This is a genomic window from Arthrobacter sp. 05L428, from assembly GCF_056397665.1.
On sequence record NZ_JBFTNW010000005.1, the window covers coordinates 31,063 to 53,869 of the forward strand.

At 70.0% G+C, this 22,807-nt stretch carries 19 protein-coding genes; 10 read left to right on the forward strand and 9 right to left on the reverse strand.

All coding sequences use genetic code 11. The features are described 5' to 3' along the window. The first annotated feature begins 163 nt into the window (after nucleotides 1–163). Nucleotides 164–1,621, forward strand: coding sequence for a benzaldehyde dehydrogenase (locus AC1DH3_RS11040; RefSeq protein ID WP_476893214.1), 1,458 nt, complete (start codon nucleotides 164–166; stop codon nucleotides 1,619–1,621). Nucleotides 1,622–1,729: 108 nt separating this feature from the next. Here the strand turns inward: AC1DH3_RS11040 and AC1DH3_RS11045 are convergent, their stop codons facing one another. The 5 genes from AC1DH3_RS11045 to AC1DH3_RS11065 form a co-directional block, all read right to left on the reverse strand. Then, nucleotides 1,730–1,987 carry an SRPBCC family protein gene (locus AC1DH3_RS11045; protein WP_476909323.1) on the reverse strand — a complete coding sequence of 86 codons (258 nt, stop codon included), beginning with the start codon at nucleotides 1,985–1,987 and terminating at the stop codon, nucleotides 1,730–1,732. Nucleotides 1,988–2,077: 90 nt separating this feature from the next. After that, nucleotides 2,078–2,215, reverse strand: coding sequence for a hypothetical protein (locus AC1DH3_RS11050; RefSeq protein WP_476909324.1), 138 nt, complete (start codon nucleotides 2,213–2,215; stop codon nucleotides 2,078–2,080). Further along, nucleotides 2,212–3,048 (reverse strand): oxidoreductase, encoded by an 837-nt coding sequence (locus AC1DH3_RS11055; RefSeq protein ID WP_476909325.1) that lies wholly within the window; start codon nucleotides 3,046–3,048, stop codon nucleotides 2,212–2,214. The genes AC1DH3_RS11050 and AC1DH3_RS11055 overlap by 4 nt, the downstream gene beginning before the upstream one ends. Beyond that, nucleotides 3,045–3,617, reverse strand: coding sequence for a TetR/AcrR family transcriptional regulator (locus tag AC1DH3_RS11060; RefSeq protein WP_476909326.1), 573 nt, complete (start codon nucleotides 3,615–3,617; stop codon nucleotides 3,045–3,047). The genes AC1DH3_RS11055 and AC1DH3_RS11060 overlap by 4 nt, the downstream gene beginning before the upstream one ends. Before the next feature lie 149 nt (nucleotides 3,618–3,766). Then, the gene (locus AC1DH3_RS11065) at nucleotides 3,767–5,182 is read right to left on the reverse strand and encodes an NAD(P)H-quinone dehydrogenase (protein ID WP_441418426.1); all 1,416 of its coding nucleotides are present in this window, start codon (nucleotides 5,180–5,182) and stop codon (nucleotides 3,767–3,769) included. An 82-nt stretch (nucleotides 5,183–5,264) separates the two neighbouring features. Between AC1DH3_RS11065 and AC1DH3_RS11070 the strand changes: the two genes are divergently transcribed. Then, nucleotides 5,265–6,083 (forward strand): purine-nucleoside phosphorylase, encoded by an 819-nt coding sequence (locus AC1DH3_RS11070; protein WP_476893217.1) that lies wholly within the window; start codon nucleotides 5,265–5,267, stop codon nucleotides 6,081–6,083. A 51-nt stretch (nucleotides 6,084–6,134) separates the two neighbouring features. Here the strand turns inward: AC1DH3_RS11070 and AC1DH3_RS11075 are convergent, their stop codons facing one another. Then, nucleotides 6,135–6,614, reverse strand: coding sequence for an RrF2 family transcriptional regulator (locus AC1DH3_RS11075; protein ID WP_476909327.1), 480 nt, complete (start codon nucleotides 6,612–6,614; stop codon nucleotides 6,135–6,137). A gap of 249 nt (nucleotides 6,615–6,863) precedes the next feature. On the opposite strand from AC1DH3_RS11075, the gene AC1DH3_RS11080 reads away from it, so the two are divergent. After that, a complete protein-coding gene (locus AC1DH3_RS11080) occupies nucleotides 6,864–8,612 on the forward strand; it encodes a phospho-sugar mutase (RefSeq protein WP_476909328.1) in 1,749 nt (582 codons plus the stop codon). On the opposite strand, the gene nirD is transcribed toward AC1DH3_RS11080, so the two are convergent. Further along, on the reverse strand, nucleotides 8,609–8,986 hold the full coding sequence (gene nirD, locus AC1DH3_RS11085) for a nitrite reductase small subunit NirD (RefSeq protein WP_441418430.1): 378 nt from the start codon (nucleotides 8,984–8,986) through the stop codon (nucleotides 8,609–8,611). The two genes, AC1DH3_RS11080 and nirD, sit on opposite strands and share 4 nt — an antisense overlap. 296 nt (nucleotides 8,987–9,282) lie before the next feature. On the opposite strand from nirD, the gene nirB reads away from it, so the two are divergent. The 6 genes from nirB (at nucleotide 9,283) to AC1DH3_RS11115 (ending at nucleotide 16,398) form a co-directional block, all read left to right on the forward strand. Next, on the forward strand, nucleotides 9,283–12,006 hold the full coding sequence (gene nirB / locus AC1DH3_RS11090; RefSeq protein ID WP_476909329.1) for a nitrite reductase large subunit NirB: 2,724 nt from the start codon (nucleotides 9,283–9,285) through the stop codon (nucleotides 12,004–12,006). A gap of 1 nt (nucleotide 12,007) precedes the next feature. After that, a complete protein-coding gene (gene cobA, locus AC1DH3_RS11095) occupies nucleotides 12,008–13,042 on the forward strand; it encodes a uroporphyrinogen-III C-methyltransferase (RefSeq protein WP_476909330.1) in 1,035 nt (344 codons plus the stop codon). Nucleotides 13,043–13,065: 23 nt separating this feature from the next. Further along, complete coding sequence (locus AC1DH3_RS11100) at nucleotides 13,066–14,241, forward strand: uroporphyrinogen-III synthase (RefSeq protein WP_476909388.1); 1,176 nt, start codon at nucleotides 13,066–13,068, stop codon at nucleotides 14,239–14,241. 148 nt (nucleotides 14,242–14,389) lie between these two features. After that, a complete protein-coding gene (locus tag AC1DH3_RS11105; RefSeq protein WP_476909331.1) occupies nucleotides 14,390–15,265 on the forward strand; it encodes an FAD-dependent oxidoreductase in 876 nt (291 codons plus the stop codon). A 115-nt stretch (nucleotides 15,266–15,380) separates the two neighbouring features. Beyond that, a complete protein-coding gene (gene deoC, locus AC1DH3_RS11110; RefSeq protein ID WP_476909332.1) occupies nucleotides 15,381–16,109 on the forward strand; it encodes a deoxyribose-phosphate aldolase in 729 nt (242 codons plus the stop codon). A gap of 64 nt (nucleotides 16,110–16,173) precedes the next feature. Further along, complete coding sequence (locus AC1DH3_RS11115; RefSeq protein ID WP_175322755.1) at nucleotides 16,174–16,398, forward strand: hypothetical protein; 225 nt, start codon at nucleotides 16,174–16,176, stop codon at nucleotides 16,396–16,398. A gap of 142 nt (nucleotides 16,399–16,540) precedes the next feature. Here AC1DH3_RS11115 and AC1DH3_RS11120 read toward each other — a convergent pair whose 3' ends face one another. Together AC1DH3_RS11120 and mfd are read right to left on the reverse strand one after the other, a co-directional pair. Beyond that, nucleotides 16,541–17,368, reverse strand: coding sequence for a metal-dependent hydrolase (locus AC1DH3_RS11120; RefSeq protein ID WP_476909333.1), 828 nt, complete (start codon nucleotides 17,366–17,368; stop codon nucleotides 16,541–16,543). Nucleotides 17,369–17,374: 6 nt separating this feature from the next. Beyond that, nucleotides 17,375–21,028, reverse strand: a complete 3,654-nt coding sequence (mfd, locus tag AC1DH3_RS11125) for a transcription-repair coupling factor (protein ID WP_476909334.1) — start codon at nucleotides 21,026–21,028, stop codon at nucleotides 17,375–17,377. Nucleotides 21,029–21,238: 210 nt separating this feature from the next. On the opposite strand from mfd, the gene AC1DH3_RS11130 reads away from it, so the two are divergent. Continuing rightward, nucleotides 21,239–22,762, forward strand: coding sequence for an SDR family oxidoreductase (locus AC1DH3_RS11130; RefSeq protein ID WP_476909335.1), 1,524 nt, complete (start codon nucleotides 21,239–21,241; stop codon nucleotides 22,760–22,762). Nucleotides 22,763–22,807: the final 45 nt, after the last annotated feature.

A 22,807-nucleotide genomic window follows, 5' to 3' on the forward strand; every position in this document is an offset into this window, starting at 1 on the left:
CTGTGCGAGCACCGTTTAGCGCCGGGCTAGGGCCGAATGTCACCGAGGGTCTTGACGGCGGCGCCGGCACAGCATGTGATGGACGGGATCGGCCCGTACGCTTTCGGCCCGGCGGACGGCCGCACCAGACTGCCTCAGGCAGCCCCACGATGAAAGGACAGACATGTCCCTGCTCGACTCAGCCCTCTGGGAGGGCAAGATCTACCTCAACGGCTGGCGCACCGGCGGCGGTGGGACCGCCGACGCCGTCGAACCAGCCACCGGCGACACCCTGGGCAGCTACGGTGTCGCCTCCGTTGCGGATGTCCGGGAGGCCGCCACGGCCGCTGCCAAGGCACAGAAGGAATGGGCCGCCCGCAATCCCGAGGACCGCGCGGCCGTACTGCGCCGTGCCGGGCAGCTCTGGGAGGAGCACGGCGCGGAAATCCAGGACTGGATCGTGCGCGAATCCGGCGGCATCCCGCCCAAGGCCGGACTGGAAACGCACATCGCCGCCAACGAATGCTATGACGCCTCTGCACTGCCCTCACTCCCGGCCGGCGACGTGCTCACCTCCAACGAAAACCGTTGGTCCTTCGCCCGACGCCGGCCGGTGGGCGTGGTCTCGGTGATCGCACCGTTCAACTTCCCGCTGATCCTCTCGATCCGCGCCGTCGCCCCAGCCCTCGCCCTCGGCAACGCGGTGCTGCTCAAGCCGGACCCCCGCACCGCGGTCTGCGGCGGGGTGACGCTGATGCGGATCTTCGAGGAGGCCGGACTCCCGCAGGGACTGCTCTCGCTGCTGCCCGGCGGCGCGGACATCGGCGCCGCCGTCGTCGAAGCCCCCGAAGTCCGGGTGATCGCCTTTACCGGCTCGACGGCGGCCGGCCGCAAGATCGGCGAAACCGCCGGCCGGCTGCTCAAGCGTGCCCACCTCGAACTGGGCGGCAACAACGCGCTGATCGTGCTGCCCGGCGCCGACCTGGCGAAGGCGGCTTCCGCGGCGGCGTTCGGATCGTTCATGCACCAGGGCCAGATCTGCATGGCGGCCGGCCGGCACATAGTGCACGAGGACATTTACGAGGACTACGTCGCCGCCCTCGCCGAGAAGGCCGGCCACCTGCCGGTGGGGGATCCGAAGAGCGGCACCGTGGCACTGGGCCCGGTGATCGACGAACGCCAGCTGCACCGGGTGGACGGAATTGTCCAGGACGCGGTGCAGGCCGGCGCCCGGCTGGCTGCCGGCGGCACCCACGACGGCCGGTTCTACCAGCCCACCGTGCTGGTGGACCTGAAGGAGGACAGCCCGGCGTGGAAGGACGAGATCTTCGGCCCGGTGGCGCCGGTGATGAAGTTCTCCACCCTCGACGAGGCCGTGGCGCTGGCCAACGACAACGAATACGGCCTGTCGATCGGCATACTGGGCGACGTCGGCATGGCCATGACCATCGCGGACCGGCTCGACTCCGGCAAGGTCCATATCAATGAGCAGACGGTCTCCGACGAGGCGAACTCCCCGTTCGGCGGAACGAAGAACTCCGGCAACGGTTCCCGGATCGGCGGCCACCACGCCAACATGGAGTCCTTCACGGAGATCCAGTGGCTCACGATGCGCCCGGACATCGCGCCGTACCCGTTCTAAGCGGCCGCCTGAGCGGAAAAGGGAGGGACCGGCGGAAACTTCCGCCGGTCCCTCCCTTTTCCGCCGGTGCGAGTCGGTAAGGTGCACCGTCCCTGGTGTCGACGTGGCCTACGGCCTGACCGTCGCGGCTTCCGCCGTCTCGACCAGGGCCTCGAGCCAGTGTTGGTGCTGCCGTTCGATGCTCCGCTTCACTACCGGTCCCAGAAGCCGCGCGATGATTCCGCTTTGGACCTCTTCGGTCACAATGAGCGTGCCGCCGTCGGAGGTGGGCTGCAGATCCCAGCGGTGGTATCCGGAGGACCCGCGCCCGGCGCCCTCCCAGGCCAGCCGGCTGGACGGGGCGAACTCCCGGACTGTGCTGGCCACGCGGAGGCCGAAGGTGGTCCAGGTGAAGGTCGATGCGCTGGTCAGCTGTTGCCCTCCGCCATCAATGCTTACGTCGCGGGCATTGCGGTATCACCGGGGCCACGCGGCCGCTTCGATGAGCACCTGCCAAAGCAGTTCGGCAGGCAGGTGGGTGCGGATCTCGTTGTAGGCGTAAACCCGCGCCGTCGAGGGGTCGAAGGGTGCGGGCCAACTGTCGGTGGGCTTCATTTCTTGCTCTTGAACTGCAGGCGGAGGTAGGCATCGAAAAGTCCCGAGCCCAGGAACCGCCGGGACTGGACGATGGCTTTGGCGGCCGGGGTGACGGTATAGCGGGGCCGGGGCCGGGGGGACGTCACTGCGTGCTCAACCGCGCTGGCGACGGCGTCGGGTTCGGCAGCGAGGACCGGCGAGGCGTAGGAGGTGGCCATTTGCTCGTCCGCGGCAGCCCGCAGGGCCGCGTACGGTCCTGCCGCTTTGCCGGAGGCGGCCAGGGTCCGGGAGGCGGTGGCACCAAAGCCGGTGCGGATCAGGCCCGGGGCGATCAGGGAGGTGTGGATGCCGAAGGGCGCGGTCTCGAAGCGGAGCGCGTCAGTGATGGCCTCCACGGCGTACTTAGTGGCGTGATAGTAGCCGCCGACGGGGAACGTGACCCGGCCTCCCATCGAACCGATGTTGACGATCCGCCCGGCCCCGGCGGCCCGCATCCCCGGCAGCACCAGCTGGATCATCCGGGACAAGCCGAAAACGTTGGTCTCGAACTGACGCCTGACCGCATCCAGCTCGGCTTCCTCGATCGTCCCGTACTCGCCGTAACCGGCATTGTTGATGAGGACTCCGACGCTGCCGTGCTGTTCCTCGACGGCGCCAACGGCTGCGACCATCGATGCTTCGTCGGTGACGTCGAGCGCCAGGACTTTGGCTCCGGCACGCCCAAGATCGGCAATCGCCTCAGGCTGTCGCGCGGTGGCGTAGACGGTGAACCCGGGTTGGGCGAGCAGCCGTTCGGCTGTCGCGCGGCCAATGCCGGAGGAGGCTCCGGTGATCAGTACTGCTGTGGTCATGGTTGTTCCTTCGTAGGAGTGAGGCTGTTGAGACCGGTGACGAAGACTTCAACGCCCCGACGCAGGCGCTCGGGCAGGGCGGCTGGATTGGAAACGCCCGCCTCCAGGCCGCGGGTGAAGGCCAGCAGGATCTCGGCCGCTTCCGGGGCGTCCGCCGCCGGGTAAGAATCGTGAACTGTCCGCGTCAGCAGACCGAGCATTGCCTCGTCGTAGCGTCCAAGCACGTCCGAACTCAGGCGTGTGTCGACGCCAAGGAGTTCTGCCGCATGTGCCGGGCTGTCCCGCCAGATCTGCATCACCAGGCCGAGCTTGGCCGACAGGATCCCTGCCAGCCGCGCCTCGGGGAGCCCGTCCATTTCCGCCGCGTGTTCGGAGGCGGCGAGGGCACCGGCCAGCAGGCGCTCGACCAGCGCCCGGAACACGTCTTCCTTGTTGCGGAAGTACTGGTACAGGGCCGCCCGGGACATGCCGGCTTCCTCCGCCAGGTCGTGCATCGTGGTCCGGCGGGCACCGTGGCGGGTGAAGCACACGTAGGCCGCGTCGATGATGGCGTCTGGACGGCTATTCATTCTGACAATATATGCATGAAATGTCAGAATGTAAACCGGCACGGAAGATGGCTCCCTGCTCAAACCAATACACCGGGCTTAAAGCCAAGCACCGACGCCCTGGGGGCGCCGGTGCTGACTTTTCGCGGCCGAAAGAAACTCTCGGCCAGCTACATGTGGACGTGCAACCGCCGTGCCGCTTCGGAGATGGAGCCGCTGAGCGACGGGTACACCGTGAAGGTGCTGGCGACGTCGTCGACGTGCAGTTTCTGCGTCACCGCGAGGGAGATCGCGAAGATCAGCTCGGAGGCGTTCGGCCCCACCACGACGCCGCCGATCACGGTGCCGGAGCCCTTGCGGGCGAAAATCTTGATGAAGCCGTCCTTGTGGTTGCGCATCTTGGCGCGCGCGTTGCTGCGCAGCGAGAGCTTGACGACGTCGCCCTGGTATTTGCCGGAGTCGATCTCCGCCTCGGAGACGCCGACGTTGGCGATCTCCGGGGAGGTGAAGATGTTCGAGGCCACCTGGTGCAGCTTGAGCGGGGTGACGCTGTCGCCGAGGAAGTGCGCGATCGCGATGCGTCCCTGCATGGCCGCGACCGAAGCGAGGGCCAGCACGCCGGTGCAGTCGCCCGCGGCGTAGATGTTCGGCGCGGTGGTGCGCGAGACGCCGTCGACCTTGATGTGGCCGCTCTCGGTCAGCGCGACGCCGGCCTCCTCCAGGCCGATCCCGGCGGTGTTCGGAATGGAGCCGACGGCCACCAGGCAGTGGCTGCCGGTGACCTTGGAACCGTCGCCGAGGGTGACCACGACGCCGCCCTCCGTGCGCTCCACCGTCTCGGCGCGGGCCCGGGACAACACCTTCACGCCGCGGCGTTCGAAGACGCCTTCCAGCACCTCGGCCGCGTCCGTGTCCGAGCCGGGCAGCACCCTGTCGCGGGAAGAAATCAGGGTGACCTTGGAGCCAAGGCCGTTGTAGGCGGAGGCGAATTCGGCGCCGGTGACGCCCGAGCCCACCACGATCAGTTCCTCGGGCAGCTCGTCCATGTTGTAGATCTGTGCCCAGTTCAGGATGCGCTCGCCGTCCGGCCGGGCCGTGGGCAGTTCGCGCGGGTGGGCGCCGACGGCGAGCAGGATGGCGTCGGCCTCAATGGTCTCGGTGCCCTCGGAAGTGAGGACCTCGATCGTGTGGTTGTCCAGCATCTTGCCGGAGCCGAGCAGGATGCGGACGCCCTGGCCCTCCAGGCCCTTCTGGATGTCGGCGGACTGCTGCCGGGCGAGGCCCAGCAGGCGGTCGTTGATGTGCTTGAGGTCCGCACGCATCGTCGGGCTGCAGTCGCCGCCGTCGAGGTCGAACTTCACACCCAGCTCGCCGGCCTCCCCCACGCGGGTCATCAGGTCCGCCGTCGCGATCAAGGTCTTGGACGGCACGACGTCGGTCAGCACCGCCGATCCGCCGAGTCCGGCGCGCTCAATAATGGTGACCTGCGCTCCCAGCGATGCGGCGACCATGGCGGCTTCGTAGCCACCGGGCCCTCCGCCAAGAATTGCGATCCGGGGGGCACTGAAATCGGGATGCGTAGTCACAATCATCCATTGTCCATCATCCGGACCGGCGCCACCAATAAAGATGCTGTGCGGTGCGGCACGGGCACGGTAGCTTGTACCAGTGAGTAATACAGAATTCCTGAACACGGACCCCTTCGACGCCGCCCGCGCCGCCGCCGACTACATTGCCGAAGAGACCGGCGTCGACAGCCACGATGTCGCGCTGGTGCTTGGCTCGGGCTGGGGCGACGCTGCCGAACTGATCGGCGAGACCACCGCCACGCTCTCCGCGGACGAGGTCCCCGGCTTTTCCTCCCCCTCCGTGGTGGGCCACGTGGGCACCATCCGCTCGGTGCTGACCCGGGAAGGCAAGCGCGCCCTGGTCCTGGGCGCCCGCACGCACTACTACGAGGGCAAGGGCGTCCGCGCCGTCGTGCATGGCGTTCGCACCGCGGCCGCCGCCGGCTGCAAGACGCTGGTCCTCACCAACGGCTGCGGCGGCTTGAACGAGGACTGGGCGCCGGGCACCCCCGTGCTGATCAGCGACCACATCAACCTCACCGCCACGTCCCCCCTCGAGGGCGCTACCTTCGTGGACCTCACCGACCTGTACTCCTCGCGGATCCGCGGCCTGGCCCGTGAGGTAGATCCCAGCCTGGACGAAGGCGTCTACGCGCAGTTCACCGGCCCGCACTACGAGACCCCGGCCGAGGTGCAGTACGCCAAGCGGATCGGCGCGTCCCTGGTGGGCATGTCCACCGCGCTGGAGGCCATCGCCGGCCGCCATGCGGGCATGGAGGTCTTCGGCATCTCGCTGGTCACCAACCTTGCCGCCGGCATCAGCCCGGTGCCGCTGAGCCATGAGGAGGTCCTTGAGGCCGGCCAGGCCGCGGGTCCGCGCATCTCCAAGCTGCTCGCGGAGATCATCGCCAAGCTCTAAGCCGGCCCCTGCAGGCCGGGGCCCCTAAAGCCCCTAGCGCCCCCAGCGCCCCTAGCCCAGGCCTGCGGTGAGACGGCGGACGGCCTTGTCGCGGCCGCCGGGAAGCCGACGCTCCATCGAGTCGGCGATCCCGGCGATGGTCTGCCGTGCCAGCGCCTGCCGCCAGGCCAGCTCCGCCTGCCGCATGGTCTGGGAGATCAGGCAGGTCCGGACGAAGTTCTCCTGCCGGTCAGCCTCCGGCATGTCGCCGAGGATGGCTTCACAGCGGAAGGCCGGCTCCTGCCCTTCCAGGGCCAGGACCACATCCAGCACGGTGATGTTCTCCGGCCTGCGCGCGAGGTGGAAGCCGCCGCGCGGGCCCGAGACCGAGGTCAGGATCCCGGCGCGGACCAGGGCCTGGAGCTGCTTGTTCAGGTACGCCGCGGGGAGCTTGTACAAGGCCGCGAGCCTGGCGCTGTTCACGGCCTCCCCCGGCGGCGTCCAGGCCATGTTGACGCACGAGTGCACGGCCCATTCCACTCCACGCCCCATTTTCATATTCCAGACGTTACGTGTCCGGAAAAATGGGTGTCAATGACCCGCCACTGCCTTCGCCGCGGTCTTGAGCCGATCCTTCGGAAGACCTGCGCCGAGCCGACCCTTCGCGGCAGCACCGGCCGGAAACACTGCCGTGATGTGCCAGCCCGCGCGCCCCTGGCCGCCCGGGTGTGATGGAACTGTAAGCCCCGCCCGCGCTTGTCGGGGCGCGCCCGGCCCAGCTTTGACGCTAGTTTGGTACCCATGACGTCTTCCGATGCCGCACTGACCCGACTGTTGAGCGACGCCCGCACCTGGGCGGCCCAGGACCCGGATCCCGCGACCGCCGCCGCCCTGACCGAGCTGGTCCGCCTTACCGACGAGGGAGCAGCGGGAGCACGGCAGGAACTGGCGGACAGCTTCAGCGGCACGCTCCAGTTCGGCACCGCGGGCCTGCGGGCGGCCCTCGGCGCCGGGCCGAACCGGATGAACCGCGTCGTGGTGCGCCGCGCCGCCGCGGGCCTGGCGGCCTTCCTCGGCAGCGCTGTTGCGCAGGCCGCGCCGGGGACCCGGCCGCGCGCCGTCGTCGGCTACGACGCCCGCTACAACTCCGACATCTTCGCCGAAGAAACCGCCGCGATCTTCACCGCCGCCGGCATCGAGACGTTCCTGATGCCGGCGGCGCTGCCCACGCCGCTGCTCGCCTACGCGGTCCGCGCCCTGGACTGCGACGGCGGCGTGATGGTCACGGCAAGCCACAACCCGCCGCAGGACAACGGCTACAAGGTCTACCTTGGCCGCCACGCCGTCGAGGAGAGCGGACGCGGCGCCCAGATCGTGGCGCCCTACGATGCGCTGATCGCCGCGGAGATCGACGCCGTCGGCGCACTGGATTCGATTGCCCTGGCCGCCGGGGGCTGGACGGTGCTGGATCCCTCCATCGCCAGCGACTACGAGGCCGCCGTCGCCGCCCTCGCCGTGCCGGAGCGCTTCCCGGCCCGGGAGCTGAAGATCGTCCTGACCCCCATGCACGGTGTGGGCGGCGAGACGGCCGTGGCGGTACTCAAGGCCGCGGGATTCACCGACGTCACGCTGGTGGCCGAGCAGGCGGAACCGGACCCCGATTTCCCCACCGTGAACTTCCCCAACCCCGAGGAGCCCGGCGCGCTGGACCTCGCGCTGGAAACCGCGGCCCGGGTGGACGCCGACATTGTGATCGCCAACGACCCCGACGCCGACCGCGCCGCGGTTGCCGCGAAGGACCCGGACACCGGCGCCTGGCGGATGCTGCGCGGGGACGAGGTGGGCGCCCTGCTGGGGGCACACGTCGTGGCCCGGCTGGCCGCCGACGGGGCCGCAGGGGGTGCCGCTGCCGGCGTCTTCGCCAATTCGATCGTGTCATCCCGGCTGCTGGCCCGCATCGCCGCCGCCGCGGGCTACGCCCACGAGGAAACCCTCACCGGATTCAAGTGGATCGCCCGTGTGCCCGGCCTGCTCTACGGCTACGAGGAGGCGCTGGGCTACTGCGTCGCGCCGTCGCTGGTGCGGGACAAGGACGGCATTTCGGCCGCGGTGCTGATCGCCGAACTCGCCGCGGCCGCGAAGGCCGAGAGCAAGACGATCTTCGACACCCTGGACGAGCTGTACCTGGTGCACGGGCTGCACGCGAGCGACCAGCTCAGCATCCGGGTTGCGGACCTGGGCCTGCTGGACGCCATGATGAACCGGCTGCGGGTCAGCCCGCCGGACTCCTTCGGGGGCTCCGCCGTCGAGACCGCGGCGGACCTGGCCGAGGGCAGCGAACAGCTCCCGCCCACCGACGGACTGCTCTACCTGACGAAGGACGGCAGCCGCGTCATCATCCGCCCCAGCGGCACGGAACCGAAGCTCAAGTGCTACCTCGAGGTGATCCGCAGCGTCGGATCCGCCGCCGAATTGCCGCAGGCGCGCCTCGAAGCCCGTGCGGCCCTGGACGGCGTCCTGGCCGACGTGCGCGAGGCGCTCGGGCTCTAGAGCGCCACCTCGACGAAGCCGTCCGTCACCCGGACGGCGTACGTGCCCAGGCGCAGCTCGGGGGTGCCTAGGCACTCCCCTGTCCCGAGGTCGTAGACCTCCTTGTGCAGCGGCGAGGCCAGCGTGGGGCGCGCACCGCGGGAGCCGGTGATGCCGCGGGCCATGACATGGGCGCCGGTGGCAGGATCGGCGTGCTCGACGGCGAACACCTCACCGGCCGCGGTACGGATCAAGGCCACCTGGTGTCCGGCGATCAGCGCGGCCTCGCCCCAGCCGGGCTCCAGGTCTTCCACGGCGCACACCCGGTGCCAGCCGCTTTCGTCGGCGGTTCGCTCCACAAAGCTGCGGGCTGCGCTTTCCAGTACGGCAGTCATGTCGGCCCCTCTCAAAGTTTCCTGGCCACAGCTGCGGCCATGGCTCCACGCTAGGAGCGGGGTGTTTCAACGGCGTGCTGCCAATGTGTCCGGCCGGTAAAAGAGACCTCACGCAGCCCGAAACGCAGCCGTGATGCAGAAGTTAAGATCACGAAACAAAAGGGAAACTGAAGCGAAACTGCCGGTCCCTAGGCTGAACGGACCAGCCGATCGATGCCGCCGACAGCACGGGCCGATCGAAGCAGCTGGATCTAACCGTTGCAGAGCACCGCCTGCGGCCCAACGAAAGGCCACCCGTGACCGGACAGACCGCCAGCCCCGAAAACGAACGCTCCCGGACGGAATCCCGGCAGGTCCCCCGACGCGTCGTCGTCGCCGGCGGCGGACCCGCCGCGCACCGCTTCGCCGACGCCATGCACGCCCGCGGCCTCGACGGCTGGCAGGTCACCGTCCTCACCGAGGAAGCGCACCTCCCCTACGACCGCGTCGCGCTCAGCAAGGCGCTCACCGATGCGGACGTGGACCTCACCCTGGGCAGCGCCTCAATGTGGGACCACGACGCCCTCACGCTCAGGACCGGCGAGCGCGTCACCGGCATCGACACCGCCGCGAAAACCGTGGAAACCGCCGCGGGCACCGTCTACCCGTACGACGAACTGGTCGTCGCGACCGGCTCCGACGCCGCCCGCCTGCCCATCCCCGGCGCCGAACTCACCCACGTCTACCGCACCCTCGAGGACGTCCGGGCCATCAACCAGGCGATCGCGGAACTCACCGCCAAGCTGGGCCGGAAGGTCAACGCCGTCACGATCGGCGGCGGCCTGCTCGGCCTCGAGTCCGCGGCCGGCACCGAACAGCTCGGCGCCGTGCCGATCGTCATCAACGGCTCCCCCTGGCTGATGAACACCCAGCTGGACGAGGGCGCCGGGCAGGCGCTCGGCCGGCTGATCGAGGCCAAGGGCTTCACCGTCCACGGCGGCGTCTTCCCCGCCGAGGTCCTCTCCGACGACGACGGCCAGGTCACCGGCGTGCTGATGGCCGACGGCCGCACCGTTGAGGCCGACATTGTGATCGTCGCAATCGGCGTACGCCCCCGCGACGAACTGTTCCGGGCCGACGAGGGCGCACAGCAGCAGTTCGAACTCGGCCCGCGCGGCGGCGTCGTGATCTCCGACGGCTGCCAGACCCAGGTGCCCGGCGTCTGGGCGATCGGCGAGGTCGCCAACTTCGGCGGCATGTGCCTGGGCCTGGTAGCCCCGGCCAACACCATGGCGGAGATCGTCGCGGACCGGCTGCACGGCGGCGGCGCGACCTTCCCGGGCTTCGACACCGCCACCAAGCTCAAGCTCTCCGGCGTCGACGTCGCCAGCTTCGGCGACGCCTTCGCCCGCACGGACCACGCCCTTGAAATCGTCTACGCGGACCCGGCCCGCGGCGTGTACCAGAAGATCGTCACCACCGACGACGCCAAGACCCTGCTGGGCGGCATCTTCGTCGGCGACGCGACCCCGTACACCTCGCTGCGCCCCATGCTCGGCCGCGAACTGGCCGCCGAACCCGGCGCCTACCTCACCGCGGCCGGCGGCGGCGAAGCCCTGGAGGCCAGCCTCCCGGACGACGCCATCCTGTGCTCCTGCAACAACGTGGCCGCCGGAGCCATCCGCGACGCCGTCAATGGCTGCGGCGCCTGCGAGGGCAACCCCCCGGTCCAGGACCTCGGCGACCTCAAGGGCTGCACCCGTGCCGGCACCCAGTGCGGCTCCTGCGTGCCGATGCTGAAGAAGCTGCTCGAAGGCGAACTGGCCAAGTCCGGCGTCGCCGTCTCCAAGGCCCTCTGCGAACACTTCGAACTCTCCCGGCAGGAACTCTTCGACGCCATCAAGGTCCTGGAACTGGCCTCCTTCGAGGACATCCTGGCCCGCTACGGCACCGGCGCCGGCTGCGACATCTGCAAGCCCACCATCGCCAACATCCTCGCCAGCCAGCACAGCGCCTACGTGCTCGACGCCGGCCGCGGGACCCTGCAGGACACCAACGACCGCGCCCTGGCCAACATGCAAAAGGATGGCAGCTACTCGGTGGTTCCCCGGATCGCGGGCGGCGAGATCACCCCGAAGAAGCTCGGCGTGATCGCCGCCGTCGCCGAGAAGTACGGCCTCTACACCAAGATCACCGGCGGCCAGCGGATCGACATGTTCGGCGCCCGGCTGGAACAGCTCCCGGACATCTGGAAGGAACTCGTGGACGCGGGTTTCGAGTCCGGCCAGGCCTACGGCAAGTCGCTGCGCACCGTGAAGTCCTGCGTCGGGTCCACTTGGTGCCGCTTCGGCGTCCAGGACGCCGTCGCCCTCGCGATCACGCTGGAGCTGCGCTACCGCGGACTGCGCAGCCCGCACAAGCTGAAGATGGGCGTCTCCGGCTGCGCCCGCGAATGCGCCGAGGCCCGCGGCAAGGACGTCGGCGTGATCGCCACGGACAAGGGCTGGAACCTCTACGTGGGCGGCAACGGCGGCTTCCAGCCGGCGCACGCCCAGCTCCTCGCGCAGGACCTGGACGAGGAGACCCTGCTGAAGTACATCGACCGCTACCTGATGTACTACATCCGCACCGCGGACCGGCTGCAGCGCACCGCGCGCTGGCAGGAAGAGCTCGACGGCGGCCTGAAGCACGTCGAGGACGTGGTGGTGCGCGACTCGCTCGGCATCGCCGCGGACCTTGAGGCAGCCATGGCCAAGCACGTGGACACCTACCAGGACGAGTGGGCCGAGACGCTCAAGGACCCTGAACGGCTGCGCCGCTTCCGCTCCTTCGTCAACGCCCCGGACCAAAAGGACGACTCGATCTCCTTCGTCCCGGAGCGCGGCCAGATGCGCCCCGCCACCGCGGAGGAGAAGGCGCAGGCCGGGCAGCAGCCGGTGCTGATCGCCGCCAGCATCCCGGTCCGTCCCGCCGACGCCGACAGCGGCCCCGCAACTGCCGGCCCCGCCGTCTCGTCTGCCCCTACCGAAAGCCAGGCCTAACATGCAGCTCAGCATCGATCTCAGCGGCCGCGAAGTCCTCGTCACCGGCGCGGACACCGCCGCCCGCCAGGCCGTCCGGCGCTACCAGGCGGCCGGGGCCGTGGTGTCCCGGCTCAGCCGCCCGGACGGCGGGGCGCACGACGGCGCGCTGCCGGAGCGGCCCTTCCTGGTCGCCGCGGTCGACGACGGCCAGCCGGGCTGGGCGGCCCTGCTGGAGCGCTGCCACGAGACCGGCATCCCGGTCGCGACAGAGCCCGCCGCCGGCCCCGCCGGCCATGTCACCCTGGTGGGCGGCGGACCCGGGACCACTGAATTGCTGACCGTGGCGGCCGTCCAGGCGCTGCGGGACGCCGACGTCGTGTTCTATGACCGGCTCGCCCCCTACCAGGAACTGCCCGCACTGACGACGGCGGAGCTCGTGGATGTGGGCAAGCGGCCCGGCCACCACCCCGTCAGCCAGTCCGGCATTGAGGAACTCATGGTCGACGCAGCCCTGGCCGGGAAGAACGTGGTCCGGCTCAAGGGCGGGGACCCGTACGTCTTCGGCCGGGGCGGCGAGGAAGTGGCCGCCTGCGTGAAGGCGGGCGTGCCCGTGCGGGTGGTCTCCGGGGTCACCAGCGCCATCTCCGTCCCCGCCGCGGCCGGGATCCCGGTCACGCACCGCGAGGTCAGCCACATGTTCACCGTGGTTTCCGGACACGCCCCGCTGACCGACAAGGAACACACGCACTTGGCCGGGCTGGGCGGCACCATCGTGGTGCTGATGGGCATTGGCACCCTGCACCAGCTGGCCGCGGGACTGCGGCGCGCCGGGATGCGCGCGGACATGCCGATGGCCGTCGTCGAACGCGGCTACCGCCCGGGCCAGCGGACCACCATCGCCGAACTGGGCAGCATTACGACGGCGGCCGCGGACTGCAGCAACCCCGCCGTGCTGGTGATCGGCGAGGTGGTGAGGGTGGCCGAGGCCAACCGCGGCTGTGCCGAAGCCGAAGCCGAACTGGACCGCCTCGCCGCGTCCCTGATGGGAGCGTGAGCGCCGTGAGCGCGCTGGAGGCCATTGCCGCCGCCGGCCCGGGAGCGCAGGCCGCCGGAGCACCCTCGCCCGGGGCACCCGCCGCGGAGGAAGCGCAGGAGAAGGCTGAGCTGCCGCTGGAGGGCTTCAGGATCGGGGTCACCTCGCACCGCCGTTCCCAGGACCTGATCGAGGCCCTGGAACGGCGCGGCGCGGAGGTGCTGCACGCCCCGGCGCTGAAGATCGCCCCGGTCCAGGAGGACCTGCGGCTGATCGAGGACACCCGCGCCATCATCGAGGCCCGGCCGGAGCTCTGCATCGCCACCACCGCCTACGGCATGCGCCGCTGGTGCGAGGCGGCGGACACCTTCGGCATCGGCGAACAGCTGTTGGAAACCCTCGGCGCCACCCGGATGTTCGTCCGCGGCCCCAAGGCCCGCGGCGCCGTCCGCGCGGCCGGCCTGGCCGACGTCGGGATCAGCAGCGACGAGACCACCTCCACCCTGGTGGACATGCTGCTGGCCGAGGGGGTGCGGGGCAAGACCGTCGCCGTGCAGCTGCACGGCTACACCGATGTCCGGCAGCTGGAGCGGCTGCGGATGTCCGGCGCCAACGTCATGACCGTCACTCCGTACCGCTGGGTCAAGCCCGACGGCGCGGACCGGCTGCCGAAACTGATCGAGGCGGCGTGCGGCGGCAACCTGGACGTGCTGACCTTCACAAGCGCCCCCGCCGTCGATGCGCTGTGGAGCACGGCGCACGAGATGGGCCTCTACAAACAGCTTGTGGAGAGCCTGAAGACCACGGTGGCCACCGCCGTCGTCGGGCCCATCACCGCCCAGCCGCTGCTCGACGCCGGGGTGCAGCCGCTGATCCCGGAACGGTTTCGGATGGGCGCCCTGATCCGGCTGGTCGTGGAACACCTGGCCCTGAACCATGTACGGCGGCTGGCTACCGCCTCGGGCGCGGTGGAGCTGCGCGGCAGGTCGCTGCGGATCGACGGCGAGGCCGTGGAGCTGGCCCCGGCGCCGCTCTTGTTGCTGCGGGCGCTGCTGGGTGCCGGTGGGGCCGTGCTGTCCCGCGACGCGCTCTCCGAACTGCTGGAGCTGCGCGGATCGGTCCACGCCCTGGACATGACCGTCAGCAGGCTCCGCTCCGCGCTGCCGGACGGCAGCCTGGTGGAGACGGTGGTCAAGCGCGGCTACCGGATCCGGGTGTGACCCACGGCATTACCAGCTGGTAACAACTGGCGAACGAACCGCGAGAATACTGCAACACCGCGGAAACCTCCGCGAAAAGCCGGCCCCCTACGCTGGGGAACATCAAGAACACGGGCCACATCCGGCCCACCAGCGAAAGGGCCAGCACATGTCCGTTACGGAAGCGTCCGCCATCTCCACCGTGTCCGCCACCGCCCAGACCCGGCCGCGGATCGTCGTCGCCGGGGCCGGCCCGGCCGCCCAGGCGCTGGTCCGCCAGCTCACGCGCACCCCTTTCGCCGGCGGCATCACCGTGCTCAGCAACCGCGACGATGCCCCGGAGGAGCTGCTGGAACTCGCCGCCCTGCCCCAGGTCTCGGTCCGCTTCGGGCAGCCTGCCAGCTTCATCGACGCGGCGGAGCGGCGGGTCACCACCGCGGACGGCCTCGAGTTCAGCTACGACCAGCTGGTAATCGCCACCGGTTCGACGCCGGCCCTCGCGCCGATCGAGGGTGCGGGCCGCTGCCTCAGCTACTCCACGATTGATGACGCCACCCGCCTGGGCGACGCCGTCAAGGACGTCACCCGGGTCCTGGGCCGCAGGCCGCTGGGCATCCTGGTGGGCACCGGCACCGCCGCGGGCCAGGCCGAGGCGGTGCTCCGGGCGCGCGGCGTCCGGCCCGTCCGCACCACGCTGCGCCCGTCCGCCGTCGTCCCCACCCTCGCCGGCTCCGCGCTGCCCGCCGCCGGGATCGTGTTCGACGACGGCTCCAGCATGAGCGGGGACCTCGTAGTCCTCGCCGAAGAGCGCGTTTCCCGCGACAGCCTCGCCCGCACCGCCGGCCTGGCCACCGCGCCGCAGGGCGGCATCGTGGTGGGCACGGACTACCGGACCTCCGTGCCGGGGATCTGGGCCATCGGCGACGCGGCGGCGTACGACGGCGTACGGCTGGGCCTGCTGGTCGCCGCCGGTTCCGCCGCCGGCGTCTGCGCCGCGGCGCTACTTCAGGCGTCCCTCTCAGAGCCCATCGCGCAGGCGGCGTAGGCCCGACGCCGGCCGGGTGACGTTATGGCAAGATGGTGCACTGAGAAGCCACGACACACGCCGTGTCAGCACGCCGGACCGGGCATGAACCAGGTCCGCCAGGAAAGGGACCATCATGAGCAACGAAGCCAACACGGCCACCGACGCCGCCGGCACCGACAACCAGGGCGCTGCGGGCAACATTGCCTCGTACATCGACCACACCCTGCTCAAGCCGGAGGCCAGTGAGGCCGAGGTCCTGAAGGTCTGCGCCGAGGCGGCCGAGTACCACTTCAAGTCCGTCTGCGTGAACCCCATCTGGGTCAAGACCGTCAAGACCGCGCTCAGGGGTTCCGGCGTGCTGACCTGCTCCGTGATCGGCTTCCCGCTGGGCGCCACCCCCAGCGACGTCAAGGCCTTCGAAGCCCGCGGCGCGGTGCTCGACGGCGCCGACGAGATCGACATGGTGATCAACATCGCCGCGGCACGCGCGAACGACAAAGGCGCCCTGGTGGATGACATCCGCGCCGTTGCCGAGGCCGTCCACTCCGGCGGCGCCATCCTGAAGGTCATCATCGAGACCGCACTGCTCGACGACGCCCAGAAGGTCCTCGCCTGCGAGGCCGCCGTCGAGGCCGGCGCGGACTTCGTGAAGACCTCCACCGGATTCAACGGCGGCGGAGCCACGGCCGAGGACGTCGCCCTGATGCGCCGCACCGTGGGTCCGGGGCTCGGTGTCAAGGCCTCGGGCGGCGTGCGTTCGCTCGCCGACGCGCAGGCTATGATTGCTGCAGGTGCAACACGTATTGGCGCCAGCTCCGGCATCGCGATCGTCAAGGGCGAACAGGGTTCGTCCGCGTACTGACCGCGCACCGGTCACAGCCGCTGCCGCCACAGTTTTTGAGCCCCGCGGGGCCGAGGAGGAACGAATGTCCAGTAACACCACCAAGACCCAGCGCGGCGAAAACAGCCTGGCATCCAGCGTCGTGCTGTTTGTCCTGATGATGGCCCTGTTCTTCGGCGCCCTGTATTCGCTGTCCTTCCTCAGCCTGGGCAACCCCTGGCCGATGGCCGCCTGCCTCATCCTGTTCGCCCTGGCATTCTGGATCCCGCAGACCATCACGGGCCGCTCCGACTCCGCAGGCGAGAGCTAACCACGCTTCGAACTGAAGCCCCGGTTTTCCGGGGCTTCAGATGTTTAAGCGGCCGGTCCGGACAAGCGCGGCGGATGCGGGCTAAGGCACCCGGGATCCGTGCCGCGCACGTCCGGAACCGCAGCGGAAAAGCGCGGCGGCCCTAACCGCCGACGACGGCCAGCAGGCGGCTGACCAGCGCGGTCCCCAGCGCGAGGGCGGCCGGGAAATGCCCCTTGGCCAGGGCAAGCACGGCGGAGAACATCCCGACCATGGCGTACGCGCTGACCGGGATCAGCACGAACCATTCGCGCCGCGAGCCGGCCCGGCCCAGCAGCGGGATGGAAAATGCCCCGTTGGCCTTCCAGATGTCCTTGACCAACGGCAGCCTGCGCAGGAACTTCGGCGGCTTGACCACCAACGGCCAGAGCAGCGGCACTCCCCCGGTGGTGATCATGTCGCCCACGATGTGCACCAGGACGCCGGTGAGCATCGACACCGGCAGCCAGAACCACTGGTGCGGCGCGAACCAGGTCACCAGGCCCGCCATGGCCAGGGCGAAGATCCAGTTGCTGATCCAGCCGTACTTGGGAAACAGCTTCAGCGCCTTTGCGGCAATGTTGATCATGAACATGCACAGCAGCCCTGCGCCCACGGAGAGCAGCCCCCAGTCCGTCTGCAGCTGGGCCTGCCCGGCCATGGCCGCGAGCAACACGAAGAACGCGGCGCCGAGGACCGAGTGGGTGCCCTGGCGGTGGCCGCCGGAGGCATTCTCGATCCCCACGGCGATCATGTTCGAGAGCGGCGGCAGGGCATGCGCCACCGTGCTGGAGCGGTGGTCCCAGTCGCAGACCAGCGCAGTCCCGGCCGTTGCCATCCCGCCGATCACGATGCCGGTTGCATCCAGCGGATACCAGCCCAGCGCGTAGGGCCCGGTCGAGGCAATAGCCACCCACGCCGCGGCCCCGGACGCGGCGTGGTGTCCTCCCATCACGGTTTAGCCCACCGAGAGCGGGACGTCGGAGAAGATCGCCTCGATCACGCCGTTGGCCCAGGCCAGGATCTCGGCATCCTGCAGGTCGCGGCCGCCGATCCGGGCAGTCTTGGGCTTGGGGATCAGCACCGCGTCCAAAGCCGGTTTCGCCTGCGAGCCGGGGTACATCCGGGCCAGCCGCATCAGCTTGGACTCCGGCAGCTGGGCCGGCGAGAACTTGATGAAGTTGCCCTGCAGGGCGACGTCAGTGAGGCCGGCCTCGCGCGCCCCGACCCGGAAACGGGCCACCGCGACGAGGTTCTTCGCCGGCAGCGGCAGCTCCCCGTAGCGGTCCACGAGCTCGGCCTCGACCTCCTCGATCGCCTCATTGCTCAGTGCCGCGGCCAGCTTCCGGTAGGCCTCGAGGCGCAACCGCTCACCGGGTACGTAGTCGTGCGGCAGGTGCGCGTTGACCGGCAGCTCGATCTTCATCTCCGCGGCCTTCTCCTCGGCCTCGCCCCGGTAGTCCGCCACGGCCTCGCCGACCAGCCGGATGTAGAGGTCGAAGCCGACGCCCTGGATGTGGCCGGACTGCTCGCCGCCAAGCAGGTTGCCGGCGCCGCGGATCTCGAGGTCCTTCATGGCCAGCTGCATGCCGGCGCCGAGTTCGTTGTGCGTCGCTACGGCCTTGAGCCGTTCCAGCGCCACCTCGCCCAGCGGCTTTTCGGAGGGATAGAGGAAGTAGGCGTAGGCCCGTTCCCGGCCGCGGCCCACGCGCCCGCGCAGCTGGTGCAGCTGGGAGAGCCCGTACTTGTCCGCGCCGTCGACAATCAGGGTGTTGGCGTTGGAGATGTCCAGCCCGGTCTCGATGATGGTGGTGCAGACCAGGACGTCGAAGCGCTTCTCCCAGAAGTCCACGATGATCTGTTCCAGCCGGCTTTCGGACATCTTGCCGTGCGCCACCTCGACGCGGGCTTCCGGGACCAGTTCGCGGATCTTCGCTGCGGTGCGTTCGATCGTGGAAACCCGGTTATGCACGAAGAAGACCTGTCCTTCGCGCATCAGCTCGCGGCGGATCGCGGCCGACGTCTGCTTGTCCGTGTACGGGCCGACGTAGGTGAGCACGGGGTGCCGCTCCTCCGGCGGGGTCGCCAGCGTGGACGTTTCGCGGATGCCGGTCAGCGACATCTCCAGGGTGCGCGGGATGGGGGTGGCGCTCATGGCCAGGACGTCCACGTTGGTGCGCATCTTCTTCAGCGCTTCCTTGTGTTCGACGCCGAAGCGCTGCTCCTCGTCCACGATCACGAGGCCAAGGTCCTTGAACGCGAAGTCCTTGGACAGCAGCCGGTGCGTGCCAATCACGACGTCCACCGAGCCGTTCTTCACTCCCTCGGCCGTTTCCTTGGCCTCCTTGGCGCCCTGGAAGCGGGACAGCGGCTTGACCCGCAGCGGGAAGCCGGAGAAGCGCTCGGTGAAGGTCTCGTAGTGCTGCTGCGCCAGCAGCGTGGTGGGCACCAGCACGGCCACCTGCTTGCCGTCCTGGACCGCCTTGAACGCCGCCCGGACGGCAATCTCGGTCTTGCCGTAGCCGACGTCGCCGGAGACCAGGCGGTCCATCGGGATCTCCCGTTCCATGTCCGCCTTGACCTCGTTGATGGTGGTCAGCTGATCCGGGGTCTCCACGTAGGGGAAGGCTTCCTCGAGTTCGCGCTGCCACGGGGTGTCGGGGCCGAAGGCGTGGCCGCGGGAGGCCATCCGGGCCGAGTACAGCCGGATCAGTTCGCCGGCGATCTCCTTGACGGCCTTGCGCGCCTTGGACTTGGTGCTGGCCCAGTCCGAGCCGCCCATCTTGCTCAGCACCGGGGTGTCGCCGCCGACGTAGCGGGTGACCTGGTCCAGCTGGTCGGTGGGGACGAAGAGCCGGTCACCCGGGGCACCGCGCTTGGAAGGCGCGTATTCGAGCACCAGGTATTCGCGCACGCCGTCTCCCCCGCCCGCGACCTTGCGCTGGATCAGCTCCACGAACCGGCCGATGCCGTGCTGTTCGTGCACCACGAAGTCGCCGGCCAGCAGTTGCAGCGGGTCCACGGCGTTGCGCCGCTTGGACGGCATCCGGCGCATGTCCTTGGTGGACCCGGCGGAGGTGCGGCCCAGCAGGTCGGCCTCGGTCAGCAGGGCCACCTTGAGCCGGTCAAGGACGAAACCGCGGCCGACGGCGGCGGTGGTCACCTCGATCAGGCCGGGCTGCGGGTCGGCGTCGAGGGTTTCCACCCGGGCGCACGGGATGTCGTTGTCGTGGAACAGTTCGGCGAGGCGCTGCGCCGGGCCGGGGCCCTCGGTGGCGACGACGATCCGCCACTGTTCCCGCACGTGCGAACCGATGAAGTCCATCATCTCGGCCACGTCGCCCTGGTAGCCGCGGGGTTCGCGGGCGTGCAGGTTCAGCACGTCGATCTCCGGCAGCAGTTCCTCGTCGCTGGCGAGCGAGGTGATGGACCACCAGGAGACTCCGTGCGCGAGGGCTGTGCTGCGGGTCTCGCCCAGCGAGCGGAAACTCGCCGAGTGCAGGGCCTCCGAGGCCGCGGAGCTCAAGTCCAGCGGGGCGGTCCCGCCGTCGGAGGCCGTGGACCAGGCTGCCTCGAGGAACTCCTCGTTGGTGGCGGCGAGGTCGTGGGCGCGGGTGCGGACCTTTTCGGGTTCAATCACCACCGAGATGGAGCCCTCCGGGAACTGGTCCAGGAAGGGCACCATGGAATCGACCAGCACCGGGGCCAGGGATTCCATTCCCTCGACGGCGATGCCGCCGGCGATCTTTTCCAGCATGTCCGCCGCGGCCGGCAGCTGGGACTTCAGCGTCGCGGCCCGGGACATCACCGAGGGCGTGATCAGGATTTCGCGGCAGGGCGGGGCGTGCAGTTCGGTGGGGTGGTGCACGCCCGGCGCGGTTAGCGAGCGCTGGTCGGCGACGGCGAACCAGCGCATCTGCTCGACCTCGTCGCCGAAGAATTCCACCCGGATCGGGTGGTCCTCGGTGGGCGGGAAAACGTCCAGCATGCCGCCGCGGACCGCGAATTCACCGCGCCGGGTGACCATGTCCACCCGGGCGTAGGCGGCGTCGGCGAGGTTCTTCACGACGTCGCCGAACGGGACCTCCTGGCCGAGCTTGAGGGTCACCGGGACCAGCTCGCCGAGCCCGGCCACGATCGGCTGCACCACGGCCCGGACCGGGGCGACGACGACGCGCAGGGCGCCCCCGGCCTCGGGGTGCGCGAGGCGGCGGAGCACGGAGAGCCGGCGGCCGACGGTGTCCGAGCGCGGCGAGAGCCGCTCGTGCGGGAGGGTCTCCCAGCTGGGGAATTCCGCGACCGTGCCGGCCGGCAGGAAGGCGCCCAGCGCGGCGGCAAGGTCTTCGGCCTCGCGGCCGGTGGCGGTGACGGCCAGCACCACCGGGGCGGCGGCGCCGTCGGCAGCCCCGCCGCCGGCAGCCCCGCCGTCGGACGCGAGGCCGTCGGCCATCTCCGCGAGCAGCGCGGCGCGCAGCCCGGCGGGGGCGCTGATCTGGTAGTCCTCGCTGCGGGCCGTGAACGGCCGGGACGCTTCGGCCTGCACCCGGGCAAAGGACGTGTCCTCGGCGAGGACACGCCGCAGACCGGTGAGAGAAGGGCCGTTGAGGCTCATGGCGGGAACTCCTGGGGTGATCACGGGCATGCAGGCAACACGAATACCCGAAATTCGCAAGAATCCCGGGTACTTCCAGCCTACCGCGACCCGGAGGCGGGCCGGCACCCGGGACTAAGCTGGCAGGACGGGGATCCGGCCGTCCAGGCTGCAGTCCAGCGCGGCCGGCGCTCCGAATGGCTTATATCCGCAATGATGAAGGAGCCACCCATGAACGGCACCCCCAACGCCACGAACCCGAAGACCGTGCTCGTGACCGGCGCCACCGGTTACATCGGCGGCCGGCTGGTCCCCCGGCTGCTTGAGGCCGGCCACCGGGTGAAGGTCCTGGTCCGCACCCCGGCCAAAATCGCCGGCGTCCCCTGGCTGGACCAGGTCGAGGTGGTCCAGAGCAGCCTCGACGACGGCGCGGCGCTGCAGGAGGCGCTGGCCGGCGTCGACGTGCTCTACTACCTGGTCCACTCGATGGCCGGCGGCGCCGGGTTCGAGGCGAAGGAAAAGGCGATGGCCGAGACGGCGGCGCAGGCGGCCGCGGGGGCCGGCGTGGACCGGATCGTCTACCTCGGCGGGCTGCACCCCTCCGGCGCCGAGCTCTCCACCCACATGCGCTCCCGCGAGGCCGTGGGCAAGGTCTTCCTCGACGGCCCGGTGGACGCGGTCGTGTTCCAGGCCGGCGTGGTGATCGGCTCCGGCTCGGCCTCCTTCGAAATGATCCGGCACCTGTCCGAGACCCTGCCGGTGATGCCCGCCCCCAGCTGGGTACGGAACAAGATCGAGGCCATCGCGGTGCGGGACGTGCTGTACTACCTTGTCGGTGCGGCGTCGCTGGAGGGCAAGATCAACCGCACCTTCGACATCGGCTCACGGCAGGTGCTCAGCTACGCCGGGATGATGCAGGAGTACGCGGCGGAGGCCGGACTCCCGCACCGGGTGGTGCTTGCCCTTCCCATCCCCGCGCCCAAGCTCGCGGGCATGTGGGTCGCGCTGACCACGCCGATCCCGCTGTCCATGTCGCTGCCCCTGGTGGAGTCGCTGCAGCACGACGCCGTCTCCCGGGAGCATGACATCGACTCCTACATCCCGCTGCCCGAGGGCGGCCTCACCCCCTACCGGCGGGCCGTCGCCCTGGCGCTGGGCAAGGAACGGGACGGCCAGGTGGAGACCACCTGGGCCAGCGCCGGAGCCGACGCCGATCCGCTGCCGAGCGATCCGGAGTGGGCCGGCCACCGCGTCTACCTCGACGAGCGCAGCTACTCCAGTGCGGTGGACCCGAAACACGTCTGGACCATCATCGAAGGCATCGGCGGCCGCAACGGCTGGTACTCGCTGCCGCTGGCCTGGAGCGTACGCGGATGGCTGGACAAGCTCACCGGCGGCGCGGGCCTGGCGCGCGGCCGGCGGCACCCGCACCTGCTGGCCGAAGGCGAGGTGGTGGACTGGTGGCGGGTCGAGCGGATCGACCGCGGCCGGCTGCTCCGGCTGCGGGCCGAGATGCGGGCACCCGGCCGGGCCTGGCTGGAACTTTCGGTCGAACCCGAGGGCACCGGCAGCCGCTACCGGCAACGGGCCATCTTCTTCCCGAAGGGCCTCAGCGGCAAGCTCTACTGGCTCGCGGTCCTGCCGTTCCACAGCCTCATTTTCCCCGCGATGTCGCGGAATATCGCGGCAGCGGCGCAGCGCCTCGCAGAGACGGAGCCAGCCGCCGAATCGGAACCGGCGGGGCCCACCGCGTAGGATGTTGGGAGCCCGAAACGTCCAGCCCCACCCCATGGAGGACCC